Here is an 18526-nt window from a genome sequence, read left to right on the forward strand (position 1 = left end):
GGTTTTTAAAAGGATTCTATTAAAAGGAGGAGATACAAATATGGAAGTAAACAAGGTGAAGTTTGAATCAATTGATGAATACATTTCCCATTTTCCTGTTCCCATTCAGGAAATCCTTAGTACGCTCAGGAAAGTAATCAAAGAAGCAGCACCGGATGCAACAGAAAAGATTAGCTATCAAATGCCAACGTTTTATTTACATAGGAATTTAGTACATTTCGCTGCCTATAAAAATCATATAGGCTTTTATCCAACTTCAAGTGGCATTGCAGCTTTCAGCAATGAATTATCAGAGTATAAGACTTCAAAAGGGGCCGTTCAATTTCCATTAGATAAGCCGCTTCCTTATGAACTTATTACTCAAATAGTGAAATTTAGAGTTGCTGAAAATAGTAGGAAGGTAGAAGAGAAAATGGAAAAGAAATAATAATTTCAAGGTAAATGCTGTTAAAAATAGATAAGAATGAATTAATTAAGGAACTAGGGGAAAAAAACAGGAACGATCAAAAGTAAATTGGTTTTGTTAATTCAGTTTTACAAGCATTAATGTTTGCGATTGGCTTTGCTAGTCTAATAGTAGCCATACTGTCATTTAATCAAACATTTTGGATATGTCGACCTAACAAAGCTATGGACCAAGCCACACATCTAATTTTAGAAAAAATAATTTCTATCATCCAATGATAGAATAAATTATTTAACCGGAATTCTTTCCGCTCTATATAATAACGCTAGGATCAACAAATGATATGCTCCCCTTTTGGTAGACAGATTAAAAAATATAAATCTGACTACTATAAGGGGAGTGTTTTTGTGTCTAAAAGAGCTTTTACTCCAGAATTTAAGATTGAAGTCTTGAAAGCTTGGGAAAATGGTAATTATTCATTAGCTGAAATTGTAAAAATGTATAAGGTGTTTGAATCCACAATTAGAGAATGGAAATATCAATTCGATAAATATGGTACAGAAGGTCTGAAAGAGTCCTCAACTTGGAAACCATACACTAGGGAACTAAAACAATGCGCCATAAGTGATTATCTATCTGGTAACTACTCATTACGTGAGGTTGCCAGAAAGTATGAAATATCAAATGACTCTGTCCTCCGGGGGTGGATTAAAAAGTATAATAGTCATAGAGAAATAAAGGATACGTCAAAAGGAAGGACGAGCTCTATGACTAAAGGGAGAAAAACTACTTGGGATGAACGGATACAAATTGTACTTGATTGCCTGGAGAACGGAAAAGATTATCAAAAAACAGCCGAGATTTATGAAGTCTCTTACCAACAAGTGTATTTGTGGGTTAAAAAGTTTGAAAATGGTGGAGATGAAGCGCTTAAAGATAAACGGGGAAGGAAGAAAGAAGAAGCAGAATTAACTCCAGAAGAGGAAATCAAGCTTCAGATGAAAAAGTTAGAAAGAGAAAATGAACGGTTACGTGCAGAGAATGCATTCTTAAAAAAGTTAGAGGAGATCGAAAGGAGGCGAAAGTAAGCAAAATCCGATTTGAAGATAAGTATGTCGCAATCCAGGAGCTTCACGAGAAAGAGGATTTAAGTATTCTCTTACTTTGTGAAATCTCTGGTATTTCTCGAGCTGCTTACTATAAGTGGCTGAAACGTACACCTTCCTCACAAGAACTTCAGAATGAAGAAATCATAAAAGAGATGCAAGCCCTTCATGAGAAAGTGGATGGCATCTACGGATATCGTCGAATGACGTTGAATATAAACCGAAAGTTTGAACAGAACTTCAATCACAAACGTATCTATAGACTGATGAAAATAGCAGATATACAGTGTGTGATTCGAAAAAAGAAAAAATTGTATAAGCGGTCTACCCCTCAACATATTGCAGAAAATGTGTTGAATCGTGAATTCACGGCGGAAAAACTGAATGAAAAATGGGTAACGGATGTCACCGAATTAAAATATGGTTCATCAAAGAAAGCTTATTTAAGCGCTATTCTTGACCTGTATGATGGTTCAATTGTTAGCTATGTTTTAGGACATTCAAATAATAATAACCTTGTGTTCAAGACGCTTGACCAAGCCACACAGCTCTTAGATGGAGATCATCCACTTATTCATAGTGATCGTGGGTTTCAATACACTTCTCATGGCTTCAAACGCAGAATAGATAAAGTAGAGATGACACAAAGTATGTCACGGGTGGGAAGATGTATTGATAATGGGCCAATGGAATCTTTTTGGGGAACACTCAAATGTGAGAAGTATTATTTAAATAAGTACGAGACATTTGAAGAGCTTTCCAGAGCGATAAATGAATACATTCATTTTTATAATTATGATAGATATCAAAAACGACTAAACGGCCTTAGCCCCATGGAATATAGAGCTAAAGCCGCTTAGACTATTTTTATTATTTCCACTGTCTACTTGACAGGGTGCAGTTCAAAATCCTAGCGTTATTTTTATAAATTTATTCTTTTTGTTCTTCCTTTTGAGCCACACTTTTTTCTTCTAAAAAATGATGAATAGCTTCTATGTTTTGGTCGAAGTCCACTTCTAATACTTCACCAAGCTCTTCATCCCGTTTATTTTGAAAACTGCCATCTTCAGGGATGCGGAATGTTTCTATATTGCTACTTTTCTTTGTTAAAATGTCTGTTCCAATTGTCAAAAGGGTGGAGGTATCAATATTTGTATCAATGTATTTGTTTATAAGACCTACTAGCTTAGGAAGTTTTACCACACTATTAAGACTTACAGCTTCTTTCATTAATTTTGAGATTACTTCTTGCTGTCTTTGAACGCGTCCGAAGTCACTTAAACGATCATGACGAAAACGGACATATCCTAACAACTCTTTCCCATGTAGTTGTTGTTTCCCTTTTTCTATCGTCATGTCTATCCCATGAGACATCTCATTGGGTACGTCTACTTCAATTCCATTTGGCACGAGCAGATCGATCGCTTTTTCGAATCCTTTAAAGTCTACAATCGCATAATATTGAATATCCAGACCGAAATTTTCTTTAATCGTTTCCCTTAGTAATTCAGGACCTCCAAACGAATAAGCTGCATTTAATTTTTGCTGTCCATGCTCTGGTACAGAGACCATCATATCACGCATAAGAGAGATAAGTTTTATTTTATGGGTTTTTGGATCATAATGGGCAACCATGATCGTATCCGTTCGAGCTTGTTTTTCTCCCCGTGAGTCACTACCTAATAATAGAACATTGATGGTACCTAGTTTATTTTTCTCTCCTTGAAAGGTTTGTTTTCCTTCCGTTTTTTTGAGTGGTTGGTTGAGGGTATTCATTGTACCTTCTATGTACTGAAATAATTGAACAAGACCAATCATAAAGATACCTATTAGAAGTAGGGAGCCAACCACTCTCCTCCATCTTACTCTTATTCTATTCTTTTTCGACCGTATCAAATTTTGCACCACCTAGGCTGAATAATCATGTTGAAGGTAACTATTATATTATTAATTTCAGATAAAGTAAAAAATAAACCAGCGTTTGTTTTCAATCTTTTAACAATCCCTTGAAGTAGTGATTATCCCATAATTAGTTTTCATCTTTTTTAATATTAGGTTACATTTTTCTTAATTTCTGATTACATTGTCTTAAAATGCTGTCATTTATCTTAAATTTATAGATTAAGAATGAAATCCTCCATAAGTATCGAAACTTTGCAAAGTTTGTAATGAGGTTACTATTAAAGAAGCTGTAATAATGGGGTTCTAATCTTCGAACTATTCTAATTGTTCCAGAACTGTCTCTTAAACAAAAATAATCAAAAAGACCTTAATTCTGTCGGAAGGCTTTTTTATGAAATTTCTCGATGTACTTGAAGCATATTTTTCCGGATTCAGGGATGGTGATGCCGGTTTGCAGCTCAAGGACCATTGCCATATATGGTTCGGGAACCCAAATATAATGATGAATATTATCAGTCAATAGTTTAAAACCGCACGTTTCCCAGAAGTGGATGCGGCCCAGATTTTCAGGAGTATGTTCACATTCCGCTTCCAGCAAGACAAAATTGTACGCATCCTTTGCAAGAGCCCACTCTGTTATTTTATGGACAAAATCTTGACCGACCCTTTGTCCACGAACATTTTTTCGAACGGCGAGATAGTCGATTAGTAAAATTCGTGAGTCTTGAATTGCACCAGTCAGCGCCATCGCCACCACTTCATTTCCTATCATGGCAACGTGGAGCGCACAAAGTTGTTTTTCAAACATATTTCGGATTATTTCCACAGGCTTGCTGCCGTGCTCACCAAATGCCTCTATATAGATAATCACGGCTTTCTGCCATAAAGCTTCATCCCAATGATCCTTCGTTATTACATCCACTGTTTAATACCTCCAACTATCTATTTCCAATGCTTTAACAAAAAGCGAACTGATATGCCATTTAGTATGAAGCTATTTAAAGATCACGACAATTAATGGTTGTGTTTTGTGAAACTATCAATTTAATGTTTTATTTCTTATAATCCCACAGTTTAAGTGAAATTTATTCCCCCGTTCATAAGAAATAAATAAGCCGAATATACATTCAACTAGTATGGAAAATTTTAACTGGGGGGTCCAAGCATGAATGATGTCTTTGAGCGGACAGCAAGATTTGAACATCGCTTTTGGCTTCAAATTTTAGGCGATCATTCTAGGTTTATTTATGAAGCACTATCACCAGTTCAAACAGTGGAGATTGAACTGGCCTCCACTTTTATTCAAGCTTTTGATACACTCCTTGAACAGGCAAAATCCAGCGATTTGATGCAGCTAACTGCCCAAGCTGAAACAGAGGTAATAAAATTACGGGAATTTAAATTTGCATTACTAAGAAAACACCTTATTGGCAAAATCAAAATTCATCTGTCACCCACATTTCTTAATCATATGGTAAATGAATTAGAAGAATATGTACGAATAATAAACCACTTAAAGGCGAAGCAGGTTCCACCTATTTATCATGAGCTTCATCATCATCTTTTATGGTTATTAGATGCTGCCTTTCACTCAGAAGCGATTTCTTCCAATTTAGACGGTGTTGAAACGAAATTAAGAGAAAAAAGTAATGCATTTAAGAAGAATTTTGAAGATTTTTACTTAAAAGCAGTCGAACTAGCGGGATATTTACGAACCAATTTGACTACATTTCCTGCTTTGTCAAAAATGAATGTAGACACCCAGTTAGAAATGAAGCTATTTCAAAATTTCTTACATGAACTAGAAGAACTGGAACTAAGTCATCAAGCATTAGGAACATTTGCACCGTTAATGGCGGATCATATGTCACGTGAAGAATGTTACTATCTAATAAAGCTAGCAGAATCTGCGAATCTTGATCCACCAAACTGTGATCCTGCTAAACCAAGAATGAAGGAATGAAAAAGATTAATTTAGTAGCTTAATTCAATAAGCAGAAAAATGGATATTCATTAATTTAGAAAATGAACGTCAATTAAAGAAGAGGGGGAGTTTATTAGAAACTATCCCTTTTTTACTTGCTAGAGAATCAAAATGAATGCAAATTAGATACCAATTAAGGATAACCCTAATGATTTTATACTTTTGGAACCAGCCCTTGCCTATATCAGTTAGTTTTTTAAGAACAATGGACTAGGACTCACTCATAATCTATTGTATCAATTTAGTGAGGGTGTTCAATTTGAGAAACATTAGGGAAATACAATCTCTACCTACAATCGGTCAAGCATGGACAGGAAAACATGTTGTCTTGCTCTACTGTACAAACAATAATCAAGTGATTAATCTTTATAAAAGTTTTCATGCACCGATTGAGCCTCCACGGCACAATTGTGCAGAAACTTTATCGCAATTACTAAGTATTGGGTATCACATCATGGCCATTACACCCATCTCAAACAATCAAATTCAATACTTTTTAGTACTTTGATATTGTAATTATGAAGTTTTTGTGAGAACCGGACAAGTAGTGGTTATTTTTGAAATCAAAAGTCATTGTTAATTCGGAAGATGAAGAAGTTGTTTTATTCAGTGCCCTCGGTAAAAAAGAAGTTATCAAAATTTGTCGAAAAATAGGTCTGTCCTTTCTAATGAAAGCTAGATTATAATCCGGATAGATTTGGAAAAATGAGAGATAGGGGAATAAACATGACCAATGAGGAATTTGAAACCTTAGTAAGAAAGCTGGAATCAAAGTCTGAGCAGAATCCAGGGTTCTATCGGTTCAAAGTGCTGCTTTTCACTGGGCTTGGCTATGGATATATTTTATTTTTTCTTGCGTTGTTTTTATTTTTACTGACTATATCCGTGCTTTATTTGGTTGAAGGCAATTTTACGTTTGGTAGTTTAAAGGCATTGATGATAACTGGTGCATTATCCTATTTTGTAGGTAAAGCACTAATTGTTAAGATGGATATGCCGAAAGGATATTATTTGAAAGAAAATGAAGCTCCTGAGTTGGAGAAAACAATCAAGGAATTGAGTAGAAAGCTAAAAACGCCGAAAATTCATTCCATCGTATTAGACGATGATTTTAATGCTTCTGTTGCTCAGATCTCAAAATTTGGTTTGTTTGGTCCAAAGCAAAATATTTTGCTCATTGGTATCCCGCTTATTTCAAGTTTGACTCGTGAACAGTTCACCTCTGTTTTAGCTCATGAGCTTGCACATATTTCTCATTCAGACACAGAGCTTAGTTCGATCATCTATCGTGTTCGAATGACGTGGGCACAGCTCATGACCTCACTGGAACAAAATGAACAGTTTGGAACGTTTTTATTTCGTAAATTTTTAAAATGGTATTATCCACGCTATTCAGCGTATACCTTCGTCATGGCTCGCCAGGAAGAATATGCAGCAGATGCGGCGGCTGCTAGAGTAACATCTCCAGAAGCTGTCCGAGATACTCTTTGTGCTATGTCTGTCAGTAGTCCTTACTATTTTCGAAATTACATGGGGGATCTTTTTGAGGAATGTTCCAAAACCAATGAGTTGCCAAAACCTTATTCAAGTTTTTTCAATAAGGCACAAGAACTGGATCAATCTATTGCTGTAGATTTTTTTACCGAAGAACTAGAAAGGAAAAGCAATGTAACCGATACCCATCCATGTTTACTGGATCGGTTAAAAGCCATAGGAATGGAACCTGTTATTCCGAAGTACCAGGAATCTGCCATTGAATACTTCTTTGCGAATCCGAATTCCATCTTCCAGTTCTTTAATCAAGTGTGGCTAGAGAATAATGAAGAACGATGGAATGAACAGCAGGATTCCTTTCAAGAGGCCAAACAAAGATTAGTAGAATTAGAAAATAGTGAAGTTCTTGATCTTCATGGTCATTATGAAAAAGCCATCTTAACGAGAGACCTAGTAGGGTCAGAGCCAGCTTCAGCATTGTTAGAAACCATCATTGACCAATATCCTGCAGAAAGAATTGCGCCAGCCTATCTTGCACTTGGAGATATCTATTTGCGTAAAGAAGCAACAGCCCATAGAGGGGAAGAGCTAATCCGCAAGTCGATGGAATTAAACTGGGAGTGTAAAGAAGAAGCTTTAAACACTCTTTGTGAATACTTCTATTTCACTGGTCAATTGGAGGCTTTTGAAGAAACAAGAGCTAAGCTCGAAGCTTGGGAGATGATCTTAAAACAGTTTGAAGAAGAAAGCAGAATAATTAATGAAGACGATCATTTCGTTCCACACGATAAATCTGCTGAGGAATTAGCAACGGCTATTGAGGTCATTCGCTCTCACAGTGAAATTGTCGGAGCCTATCTAGTTAGAAAAGAGATAGAAGTAATTCCTGAGAGAAACGTTTATGTCTTAGGTTTAAAGGTCCATATACCAGATGATATGGACCAAGAGGAATATATTAACCAATTGGTGGAAAAATATTCAAATGAGTTATATACGTTCGACGACACCTATTTTAACATTCTTAATGGTTTTGAGGAGTTAGAGGAAGGGATTAAATCTGTAGCAGGTTCGTTCGTATTTAGTCAAACCGACCATCCAAAGAAACTTGTTACACCGGGTGTGTAGTATCGCATAATAGAAGACAGGTTCCATTCACACTTTGGAGGGTGCCTGACTTCTTTACAATGCTCTCTATAATACCTTCAGGTGTATTAACACTCATTCAAGTAGCAACTATTGTTGGTCTAATATTACATAAGTAGATTAGGAACATACCGTTTATTACAGAATTAAATAAGGGAAAAAAAGAGGCATTGGGATGAAAAATCTTAATCCCTCTTTTTTTAATTGTCTGATTTATGAAGAATTGCTACGGATGTTCCTTAAAGAGATTTCAAAGCATCTGCAAAAGCGGTCTGTTTCCAAGGCTCTATGAAAACCCCATTCTATATAATGATTATAAATAATAGAGATACAAAGCAAATTATAAATCTGATTTGGCGTTTTTAAATCTGTTTGGGGTTATGCCGGTATATTTTTTAAATACTGTTTGAAAATGACTTTGTGAGGAAAAAGCCAGATGTAATGCAATTTCAGCATTACTTTTGTTAGTAAACTGCAGTAAGCGCTGAGATTCTAAAATTTTTTCTTGCAAAATATATTGTGTTAAGGTATTACCGGTTTGCTTGTGAAACTGATTACTCAAACGGGAGCGTGATATTCCGAATTCTGCAGCTATTTCTTCAATCTTGATATTGTTAAACAAATTTATGGAAACATAATTTGCACATTTTAAAAATAATTTAGAAGAGCTATTGCAATTATATTTTACCTGTTTTGTACGTTCGGCAAAATCTAATAACATTTGCTTGATTAATGGGTATATGGATGCAGCATTGCGAAGCATTTCCAACTTTTGAATATACAAATCAGATAAATGAAATGCAGTCTGGACATTTAATCCCCCTTCGATTGCGGCCCGAGAAGCTACGGTAGCACAAGAAATTCCCATGTTCTTAAGTTGGCGCAAGGTATCATTGGCCATTGTTCCGGCCTTTATTTTTGGAAAGGCACTGAATAATTCTTTTAAAGCTTCAGGCTGACCATTTTTTATATAGAACAATAGCATTTTTTCATTTTGATAGTTATCGATAAAAAGAGTACTGGATTCTTTTTCACCAGAAAAAAATAATGTATTCTGCATACTGCTATTCATAATATCATCTTGATGATTTTCTGATTTTGTTTCTACAAATACGTCTTCTACAAAAAGAGGATTCTTATTGATAGTGGAAGCAATAAAGGAAAGGAGCCATCCTATACGTTCGGCAGAAATAGAGGGGGCGCACTTCAGTTTTCCAATATATTCTTCATGATATTTTTCTTTTACATCCAATAAAAATAAAAGGTTATCTAATTTATTTTTGTCTTTCGTTAAAATGGAAGATGGACCTATCACAATTCGATAATCATCATCCAATGAAACATAACCATAAAATTGAAACAAATCGGTAGTAATGATACCGGCAATATGCTCAGACTGTAGCATGTTTTTCTCATAAAGCAGAAAAGGATCTGGATTCATGGGATATATCGAGTAGTAGTAGACTTGATTTTCTCTTTGGTAAAGTCTGACAGAAGCACTTGTGGATTTGGCAAGTGCTTTACTTAAATATCTTAATTCATTTAAATTCATGTATATTACCCACTTTCTAAAGGGGCGTGCCTTTTATATAATTTTTAAAACAAATTTGAAATACAAGTATTACTTTATCAGATAAAATTTAATTATTCAAAAAATATATCACTGTAATAATGTTTAACCAAAAGCGCAGAAAGAAGTGAGTTAGCATGGAAAAAGTCAATCATACGTTAAAAAGTGTTTTCCCAAGAGCAAAGGAACTTGTGAAGAAGATGTCTCTTGAGGAAAAAGCCAGTCTTTGTTCGGGAAAGAATTTCTGGAATACAAAAGAAATAGAACGTCTTGGAATAAAATCAATGATGGTAACGGATGGTCCCCACGGTTTACGTAAACAGGCAGGAGATTCCGATCACTTGGGTATTAATAATTCGGTATCAGCTACTTGTTTCCCTACGGCTGTAGCAACAGCCTGCAGCTTTGACCGTGATTTATTATATGAAATGGGTATTGCACTTGGAGAGGAATGTGTACAAGAGGAGGTTGCTGTGATTCTGGGACCGGGAGCCAATATAAAGCGCAGTCCGCTTTGTGGCCGTAACTTTGAATACTTTTCAGAAGATCCGCTTCTGACTGGAGAAATGGCTGCGGCACTCATTGGTGGGATACAGAGTAAAAACATAGGTACCAGCCTGAAGCATTATCTTGCGAACAATCAGGAAAAAGCGCGTCTTATCTCAAATTCGGTAATTGATGAGCGGGCATTGAGAGAAATATATCTTACCGGATTTGAAATAGCGATAAAGAAAGCGCAACCTTGGACATTGATGTGTTCATATAATAAGATAAACGACATTTATGCTTCTGGACACAAACTTCTTATGACAGACATTCCTCGCGGTGAATGGGGATTTGAGGGAGCCATAGTAACGGACTGGGGAGCTATGAATGACAGGGTTGAAGGTATCCAGGCGGGACTTGATTTGGAGATGCCGGCTTTTGATGGAGCTTCGGACCGATTGATTGTTGATGCGGTTCGAGCAGGGAAATTGGACGAAAAACTTGTTGATCTTAGTGCTGTGCGAATGACGGCTATCGCACTACAGGCAGAGAAAACACAGGCAACACCTTATGATGCAGAAGCACATAATGAATTGGCACGACGTGTTGCACGTGAAAGTGCAGTGTTGTTGAAGTTAGGAAATGTACTGCCGGTAGATAAAAATAAGACGATTGCTTTAATAGGTGAATTTGCCAAGGTTCCCCGTTATCAGGGGGCAGGAAGCTCAAAGATATCTCCAACCCGGATTACTTCCGTAACTGATGCCTTTGATGTGGAAAATATAAACTATTCTTTTGCACCAGGTTATTCGGCCACAAGTGATGAACCGAATGAAGCTTTGATTACCGAAGCAATTGGAGTAGCAAAAGAAGCGGATGTGATATTTGCTTTTGTTGGATTACCGGATAGCTATGAAAGCGAGGGATTTGACCGTACTCATTTAAATATGCCAAAAGCACACACTAGATTGATAGATGAACTGGTTGCTACCGGAAAAAAGATAGTGGCTGTCATTAGTGCAGGGGGAGTTGTAAATATTCCGTGGCGTGACAAAGTTGATTCAATACTCTTGATGAATCTTTCGGGACAAAACAGTGGTTACGCCGCATATGATTTGCTTTTTGGAGATTATTCTCCATGTGGAAAACTAGCAGAAACCTATCCGTTAACACTTACTGAAACCCCTAGTATTGCTCATTTTGGCACAGGAGGCAATATTGAATACCGGGAAAGTATCTATGTGGGCTATCGTTACTATGATAAAGCGCAAAAACAGGTGATGTATCCGTTTGGACACGGACTTTCCTATACAACATTTACCTATTCGGGATTAAAGCTTAGTGCAAAGAAGATTGGAGACAGAGATACACTTCAAGTAGAGGTGGTCGTTACCAATACCGGAAAGCAGGCTGGAAAGGAAATTGTTCAGTTGTATATTTCAGCACCCGAAAGTACTATATATAAACCTATGCGTGAACTTAGAGATTTTGCAAAAGTGGATTTGCAGATGAATGAAAGTAAAGCGGTTACATTTACTTTGGAAAGACGTGCATTTGCTTACTATAATATTAATGTGAAAGACTGGTTTGTGGAAAGCGGCGATTATAAGATTGAAATTGGTGCATCGTCAAGAGATATACGATTGAATGATACGGTTACTGTTGATAGCAGTCAAGAGGGAGCGATACCTGATTATCGTACAGCAGCACCGGGTTATTACAATCTTTTACAACCAGGAACTTATGATGTCCCAATGGAACAATTTGAGGAAGTTTTAGGAAGAAAAGTACCGAAAGAGCGTATCCTAAGACCCTTTACGCCCAATTCTACGCTAGGAGATATCAGAGTTCACTGGATTGGACGTATGATGAATAAGCAAATAGAAAAGTCGACAATGAAAGTGTTCGCAGGGGACGAGGGTGATTCAGGTGACATTGTGAAGATGATACAGGAAATGGCAGTAGATATGCCCCTGCGTCAGCTGGGTATGTTGTCACAAGGTGCGTTATCAGTTAAAAGGATTGAGGGACTCATAGATATAATGAATGGACATATTCTAAAGGGAATCCGTGGATTGATGAAAAAATAGGTGAAAAAGCGTCAAAACTTGACTTGAAAAGGGTGTATAGTTATGGAAAGAAGGTACCCAAAAGAATTATTAGATAAGCTTGTTGAACGTGAAGAAACCATTATGCTGAAGGGTGTAAAGGTTCTAGTTAAAAACTTGCCAGACAGTGATGAAAAAGGCGCAATGGATCCACGTCTGTATAAAGATATGAAAAATCAGCTTTTATTAATGAAATATATGCCGAAATTTTTAATGAAGATGGACATTTCACCAAAAGGAATTAAAAGGCTTCGGAAAATGTTTAATGGGATAAAAAGTAATCCTATCGTTCAAAAGAATATTGAAATAGAACATAGACATGTGACAGGAGAAGACGGGAATCAGATTCCGATAAGAATTTATACATCAGAAACAATGAGAAAAAATGCCCCGGTTTTATATTTCATCCATGGTGGAGGATTCTTTGGAGGTTCTCCTGATGTAGTAGAGGAGTTTGTTAAGTTAATAGTAGAGAATACAGATATCCTTGCAGTGTCAGTTGATTATAGGCTTGCGCCAGAGAATCCATACCCAGCAGGTCATATAGATTGTTATTCTACTTTACAATGGATTTATAATAATGCAGAAAGTTTAGGTGGGGATAGGGGTAATATTTTTGTTGCAGGGGATAGTGCAGGAGGTAATTTAACACAATATTGTACAACCAGGGATATGGAAGATGGATTAGGAATGGTAAAGGGACAACTGTTACTTTATCCGACAGTAAACATGGCTGGAATTGAAGATAAGTATTACAAATGGAGCATTGATGAATATGAGATGTCGCCTAAACATAGATCAGGTATTAAAACGATGTTAGACATGTTTGGCTCACTAGAATCATTAGGGAATATATTAGGGACTACAGAAATAGATAATGAATATTTAACGCCATATAAGAGAAATCCTAAGGGCTTACCGCCAACCTTTATTACAGTAGGTGAACATGATTATCTCAAGGTAGAAAGCCTAGCCTATGCAGTAAAGTTGGCTAAGGCAGGGGTAGAAACGAAAACGGTTTTATATAAAGGTTTTGGACATGCGTATGCTGATAATGTAGGAGTCTATCCTCAAAGTGAGGATTGTGCAATTGAAATGGGTAAATTTATTTTAGAAAATTCAAAGTAAATGGACAGGGATACTAAAGAAAATCCATGAAATTGGAGAGCTCGAGAAACCCCTAAGTCCAAGTGGGGGAGTTGTAGTTCAAATAACAAGCTAACCTTTATTTACCGTTCTTTTGGGGAACGGTTTTTTTTGTTATATAAGGGAGGGAGTGCTTTAGTTAAATAAGTATTCACAATATAATTCAACCGTAAAAGCTTCAGTATGTTAAAATATAGTAAAATTGAAAACGATTTCATTTAATTATTAAAGAGGTGAAATGTTGAAATTAGTATATAGGATTATGGCTAATCTTGTAATGGTCGTTGTAATAGTTGTGAGTACCAGGATGGCTGCAAATTATTTCGCTGTTCATACAAACATTGATCCATTGTCAAAGAGTGCTTCGTTACTAACTTTATTGTTTATGCTCTTTACGTTTCTTGGAATTATCATTTGTATTGTGCAAGTGTTTATTTTCCGGAAACTGCAGTAAGTGTTACTTTGGAAATATCAATTTTGCCGACAAGATATTGAGGCAGTAAAAGAAATTATATAATCGTAACATCCTCTTCAAAATAAAGCGTTTATCCAGTGTGAATGTGCTATTTAATGGGGGAACGCTTTTTCACTTACGAGCAGGTTCAATATGAGAAATGACTCTTTTATGTTGTATTTGATACAAACTGTGCATTAATTCGGGTTAGTGAGATAAAAGTATATAGCTAATAAGTAAATAATGATATAAACTACAGCACAAATTCTAAACAATAACATTAAGCAGCCCTTCTCACTTCTTAAGAATATAAGTACTCCAAGAGCAATAATTACATTAAGTATATATAAAGGGCTATAAGTTAGTTGAGCTAATAAGGTTGTCATAGGTTGTTCTGCAAAATCAGTCATACTACCTCCAAAGGGAAATGAAATCAAACCAACACAAAAAAATTAGCAATAGAAAATTATCCTAGCTAGTCTTTTTTGATGACAATTAGTAATGTCTATATTCTCAACGGCCGGTTATCTCTCTCGCTATAGAGTAGCAAGTAAGAGGTATTTTCTCCGAAGTCCGTTTCTCGATCACCTTAAAACCAAAATGCTCATAGAGTGAAACATTATCAGGATTGTTTGTTTGTGCTACTATTGGAATTCCTTTTTCCTCACACGATTTGAGAATAGGAGATAGTAGTTCTCTAAATACACCTGTTCCTTTTAAGTTCTTATCAATAGTAATTATTTGAAGATTATATACTTCTCCTTGCCAGTAACGTTTATACCAACCCTCATCATTGACTTCATTTGCGTCTATCGCATATTTAGAGAGTTGCGTAATTTCTTCTGAACTTGCATTTTCGAGTAAGTATTTTGCTGCGTTTTGAAGAGTAGCAAACAACTTTTCTTCGGGTACTCGTGCAGTCGAATAACCAACGAGTACCCCTTTATCACCTTGGTAAAAGGTCACAGCATCAATCTCATTGTATGCTTCAATTTGCCCAAGAAAGGACCAATATAGGAGTTGTTCGGGGTTCTCAATATCTTTTGTTTGAATCGTTACTAATGGGTCATTTCTAAACCTTTTAACCATAAGTTTTGCGCACGATTCAATTTGTCTCATATTATTTTTCATAACGCGACCTCTTTCAAGTTTTATACAAAACTTTGAATATAGTTTATTAATATAATTATTATGATTTTCTATCTATTAAATTGATCGTAACATTCCTAATAGAGATGCCGCAAGAATTACTGCAACTATTCACAAATATTTTAAAATTAGCTGTTTTTTAAAAATTATTACTTTATTAATAATTTTTAGCACCCTTCTTATGCTTTCATATTGTTCTAATCTCATGGAGCCCATTTATTCTTCCAGTTCATTTTATCAGCATATGCGGGTCTATCTTTTTCTAAATACCCCTTTTTTTACAAGGTTAATAAGAGTCCCTTTATTCTTATAACGATTGTACTCAATCAATCTATTCAAATCTTTAATGGTTAATTTGGTAGGATTGATGGTCAATTCGAATTCATTTTTTACTTTTTCGATTAAGGAGAGGGCGTATTCTATCTGCTTGGCGGTTAAGGTGAAATCATCTTGTGATAAAGCTTGATTTTGGGTTTCCTGGTCATGACTTGTAGACATTGTAACAAAATACAATTTCTCAGTAATCTACACCATCTTGATAAACTATTGATACAAAGGGAAAATGCACCAGTTCTTAACTACTATTGTAATATATCTAAATATTCACTATAATATTATTAGTTTGATAGTTTAATAGTACTAGTCGAAGTATCTAGAGGGGGAAACATCTATGAAAAATCTATTGAAAAAGTGGAATGAAGTGAGTCTGGTAAAACAAATCATTGTAGGATTGATTATTGGTATTATTCTAGCTGTAACGATCCCAGATGTTGCAAAACCTGTTGTCATTTTAGGCTCTTTATTTGTAGGTGCATTAAAAGCCATTGCACCCGTATTGGTATTATTCTTAGTTATGTCAGCCATCGCACAACACAAAAGTGGTCACGAAACGAATATGAAATCGATTATTGGACTTTATTTGTTAGGAACTTTTTTAGCTGGATTAATCGCAGTTATCGTAAGCTTTGTCTTCCCTGTAAGTTTAACGCTTGCAAAGGGAGTTGAGGATTTGGCTGCTCCGGGCGGTGTTACTGAGGTCCTCAAAGCATTACTGTTGAACGTTGTGGATAACCCGGTAAAAGCGATTTATAATGCCAACTATATCGGTATTTTAGCTTGGGCGGTCGTCCTAGGTATTGCTTTGAGAAATGCTCCAGATTCAACCAAAACGATGATTTCTAATTTTTCAGATGCCGTTTCCAAAATGGTTACATGGGTGATCAAGTTTGCGCCATTGGGAATCATGGGTTTAGTTATTGACTCTATTACGACAAATGGAATCGAATCATTACTAAGCTATGGAAAATTACTTGCCGTATTGATTGGTTGCATGCTGTTTGTGGCATTTGTAGTCAATCCAATCATTGTGTTCACGGCTATTCGTCAAAACCCTTACCCAGTGGTATTTAAGTGCATCAAGGAAAGCGGTATTACTGCATTCTTTACACGCAGTTCAGCTGCTAACATTCCTGTAAATATGAAATTATGCGAAAAACTTGGTTTGGATAAGGATACTTATTCTGTATCCATTCCATTAGGTGCAACCATCAATATGGCTGGTGCCGCTGTTACGATTTCTGTATTGACACTTGCGGCTGTTCATACACTAAACATTCATGTGGACATACCTACAGCAATCATACTCAGCGTCCTGTCAGCTGTATGTGCCTGTGGTGCTTCAGGTGTTGCCGGAGGTTCCTTATTGCTGATTCCTCTAGCTTGTAGCTTATTCGGAATCCCGAATGATGTTGCGATGCAGGTAGTTGGAGTAGGCTTTATCATCGGTGTTTTACAAGACTCCTTTGAAACGGCTCTTAACTCTTCCACAGACGTCCTGTTCACAGCAACAGCTGAATATAAGAAGTGGCGTAAGGAAGGTAAAAAAATAGAGATCAAAAAAGCAGCATAAAGAAGCTGCCTTTGTTCGAGAGGGAAGGAAAACGAACCCCGGAATCATTAGAATAAAGGGTTTACTTGTAAGGTGCAAAACAGTCATTCACAAGTGAAATAACAACTTATATCTCATTATATTGACAGTGGAAATCATACCATAGTTCACATAAAAAACGGCTCAGAGTTTTACTCCAAGCCGTTTTTTATTTTGATAATTTTAAAACAAAACAAACAAAAGACCAAATATGGACTAATAGGCACTGATTTGAAATCATAAATATAAAAACTAAAGAGATTTTGTATTTTGTTAACAGAAAATTCAAAAAAACACATTGACAATATCTAGAAAATGTTATATTTTTTAAACAGAGATTCAAAAAAATACTCACTGTTTGAATTTTTAATATAGGGAGGCCTGGAAAGTGAAAGAAGCTGTCATTGTTTCTTATGCAAGAACACCTATAGGTAGGTTTGGTGGTGTTTTAAAAGACATTTCTGCAGTTACTTTGGGTACAATTGCCATTTCAGGAGTATTAGAGAGATCAAAAGTAAGCCCTAATGATATTGATGAAGTTATCATGGGAGTTGTCTGGCAAGCCGGACAAAAAGCAAATCCAGCAAGACAGGCTGCAATTCGAGCAGGTATTAGTGAGCAAGCATCTGCAATAACCATTAATCAGCAATGTTCTTCAGGGATTCGTGCAATTGATATGGCTGCTGATCAAATTAAGTTAGGTAAGTCTAAAGTTGTGATTGCAGGTGGTTTTGAAAGTATGAGTAATGTTCCCTATATTGATATGAATGGCCGATGGGGGTACAGACGTGGTAGTAAGAGTTTAGAAGACGGGCTTTATTATGATGGTTTAGACGATGCATTTTTTGGAACTCATATGGGGACTACTGCTGAGACTGTAGGGAGAAATGCGGATCTGACAAGGGAGGAAGTCGATGCATTTGCTTTAGAAAGTCAGCAAAAAGCTTCCAAGGCTATACAAAAAGGAAGGTTTGTAGAAGAAATTATTCCGATTAAATTAAACACTAAGATTGGTGAGATAGTTGTTGAAAAAGACGAATGTCCTCGTCCTAGTACTACATATAATGATTTACAAAAATTGAAACCTGCTTTTGAAATTAACGGGATATCAACAGCAGGAAATTCCCCACCATTAAGTGACGGTGCTTCAGCACTTATACTAATGGAAAAGTGTTATGCAATAGAAAACGGGTATCAAATCCAAGGTTCTATTATTGATACGGTCTCTATCGGAGTTGCTCCAGAAATTATGGGTTATGGACCAGTTCCAGCTATTAACAAATTATTAAAAAGAAATAATTTAACGATTGATGATATTGACTTATTAGAAATTAATGAAGCTTTTGGGGCTCAGGCTCTTGCTTGTATAAAAGAAATTAAAATTCCTATCGAAAAGGTCAATGTGAATGGTGGTGCAATTGCTCTTGGTCATCCACCAGGGAATACTGGAGCAAGATTAGTAGGTACCCTGATGACTGAGTTACGTATCAAAAATAAAAAGTTAGGAATCGCCACTTTATGTGCTGGAGGAGGACCAGCAATTGCAACATTAATAGGAATTGAGTGATCCATGTTGAAAGCGTAGATCGTTTTTTGCATATGAATACTTAATCGATATCATTTCAATTTATATGAGTAAGGGAGGTTTCAA

At 36.1% G+C, this 18526-nt stretch carries 15 protein-coding genes; 10 read left to right on the forward strand and 5 right to left on the reverse strand.

Annotated features, from left to right (window positions below; genetic code table 11):
* Window positions 1–40: 40 nt before the first annotated feature.
* Both M5A78_RS09960 and M5A78_RS24915 read left to right on the forward strand, forming a co-directional pair.
* Window positions 41–427: an iron chaperone gene (locus M5A78_RS09960; protein ID WP_248735117.1), complete on the forward strand. Its 387-nt coding sequence runs from the start codon at window positions 41–43 to the stop codon at window positions 425–427.
* Between the two features lie 386 nt (window positions 428–813).
* Window positions 814–2372, forward strand: a protein-coding gene (locus M5A78_RS24915) for an IS3 family transposase (RefSeq protein WP_406603684.1) whose coding sequence is annotated in 2 segments (ribosomal slippage) — window positions 814–1447 and window positions 1447–2372 — 1560 coding nt in all. Because the reading frame shifts where the segments join, the coding sequence is not laid out codon by codon here.
* 70 nt (window positions 2373–2442) lie between these two features.
* Here the strand turns inward: M5A78_RS24915 and M5A78_RS09975 are convergent.
* Both M5A78_RS09975 and M5A78_RS09980 read right to left on the reverse strand, forming a co-directional pair.
* Window positions 2443–3417: an LCP family protein gene (locus M5A78_RS09975; RefSeq protein WP_248735119.1), complete on the reverse strand. Its 975-nt coding sequence runs from the start codon at window positions 3415–3417 to the stop codon at window positions 2443–2445.
* 364 nt (window positions 3418–3781) lie between these two features.
* Window positions 3782–4336: a GNAT family N-acetyltransferase gene (locus M5A78_RS09980; RefSeq protein ID WP_248735120.1), complete on the reverse strand. Its 555-nt coding sequence runs from the start codon at window positions 4334–4336 to the stop codon at window positions 3782–3784.
* Between the two features lie 243 nt (window positions 4337–4579).
* Between M5A78_RS09980 and M5A78_RS09985 the strand changes: the two genes are divergently transcribed.
* The 3 genes from M5A78_RS09985 to M5A78_RS09995 all read left to right on the forward strand — a co-directional run bounded on the left by M5A78_RS09985 (window position 4580) and on the right by M5A78_RS09995 (window position 8017).
* Window positions 4580–5377 carry a DUF2935 domain-containing protein gene (locus M5A78_RS09985; protein WP_248735121.1) on the forward strand — a complete coding sequence of 266 codons (798 nt, stop codon included), beginning with the start codon at window positions 4580–4582 and terminating at the stop codon, window positions 5375–5377.
* Between the two features lie 280 nt (window positions 5378–5657).
* On the forward strand, window positions 5658–5906 hold the full coding sequence (locus M5A78_RS09990; protein ID WP_248735122.1) for a hypothetical protein: 249 nt from the start codon (window positions 5658–5660) through the stop codon (window positions 5904–5906).
* Window positions 5907–6124: 218 nt separating this feature from the next.
* Window positions 6125–8017 (forward strand): M48 family metallopeptidase, encoded by a 1893-nt coding sequence (locus M5A78_RS09995; protein WP_248735123.1) that lies wholly within the window; start codon window positions 6125–6127, stop codon window positions 8015–8017.
* Between the two features lie 358 nt (window positions 8018–8375).
* Here the strand turns inward: M5A78_RS09995 and M5A78_RS10000 are convergent, their stop codons facing one another.
* On the reverse strand, window positions 8376–9587 hold the full coding sequence (locus tag M5A78_RS10000; RefSeq protein ID WP_248735124.1) for a helix-turn-helix domain-containing protein: 1212 nt from the start codon (window positions 9585–9587) through the stop codon (window positions 8376–8378).
* A 155-nt stretch (window positions 9588–9742) separates the two neighbouring features.
* Between M5A78_RS10000 and M5A78_RS10005 the strand changes: the two genes are divergently transcribed.
* The 3 genes from M5A78_RS10005 (at window position 9743) to M5A78_RS10015 (ending at window position 13799) form a co-directional block, all read left to right on the forward strand.
* A complete protein-coding gene (locus M5A78_RS10005) occupies window positions 9743–12181 on the forward strand; it encodes a glycoside hydrolase family 3 C-terminal domain-containing protein (RefSeq protein WP_248735125.1) in 2439 nt (812 codons plus the stop codon).
* 42 nt (window positions 12182–12223) lie between these two features.
* On the forward strand, window positions 12224–13327 hold the full coding sequence (locus M5A78_RS10010) for an alpha/beta hydrolase (protein WP_248735126.1): 1104 nt from the start codon (window positions 12224–12226) through the stop codon (window positions 13325–13327).
* Between the two features lie 256 nt (window positions 13328–13583).
* The gene (locus M5A78_RS10015; protein WP_248735127.1) at window positions 13584–13799 is read left to right on the forward strand and encodes a hypothetical protein; all 216 of its coding nucleotides are present in this window, start codon (window positions 13584–13586) and stop codon (window positions 13797–13799) included.
* 513 nt (window positions 13800–14312) lie between these two features.
* Here the strand turns inward: M5A78_RS10015 and M5A78_RS10020 are convergent.
* Together M5A78_RS10020 and M5A78_RS10025 are read right to left on the reverse strand one after the other, a co-directional pair.
* The gene (locus M5A78_RS10020) at window positions 14313–14930 is read right to left on the reverse strand and encodes a GNAT family N-acetyltransferase (RefSeq protein WP_248735128.1); all 618 of its coding nucleotides are present in this window, start codon (window positions 14928–14930) and stop codon (window positions 14313–14315) included.
* Window positions 14931–15200: 270 nt separating this feature from the next.
* Window positions 15201–15461: a hypothetical protein gene (locus M5A78_RS10025; protein ID WP_248735129.1), complete on the reverse strand. Its 261-nt coding sequence runs from the start codon at window positions 15459–15461 to the stop codon at window positions 15201–15203.
* A gap of 157 nt (window positions 15462–15618) precedes the next feature.
* Here M5A78_RS10025 and sstT point away from each other — a divergent pair, with 157 nt between their 5' ends.
* Together sstT and M5A78_RS10035 are read left to right on the forward strand one after the other, a co-directional pair.
* Window positions 15619–16857, forward strand: coding sequence for a serine/threonine transporter SstT (gene sstT, locus M5A78_RS10030; RefSeq protein WP_248735130.1), 1239 nt, complete (start codon window positions 15619–15621; stop codon window positions 16855–16857).
* 406 nt (window positions 16858–17263) lie between these two features.
* Window positions 17264–18442 (forward strand): thiolase family protein, encoded by a 1179-nt coding sequence (locus M5A78_RS10035; RefSeq protein ID WP_248735131.1) that lies wholly within the window; start codon window positions 17264–17266, stop codon window positions 18440–18442.
* Window positions 18443–18526 lie beyond the last annotated feature (84 nt).

Origin of the sequence: Neobacillus rhizosphaerae (assembly GCF_937468385.1) — a bacterium.
Taxonomy (GTDB): domain Bacteria; phylum Bacillota; class Bacilli; order Bacillales; family Cytobacillaceae; genus Neobacillus; species Neobacillus rhizosphaerae.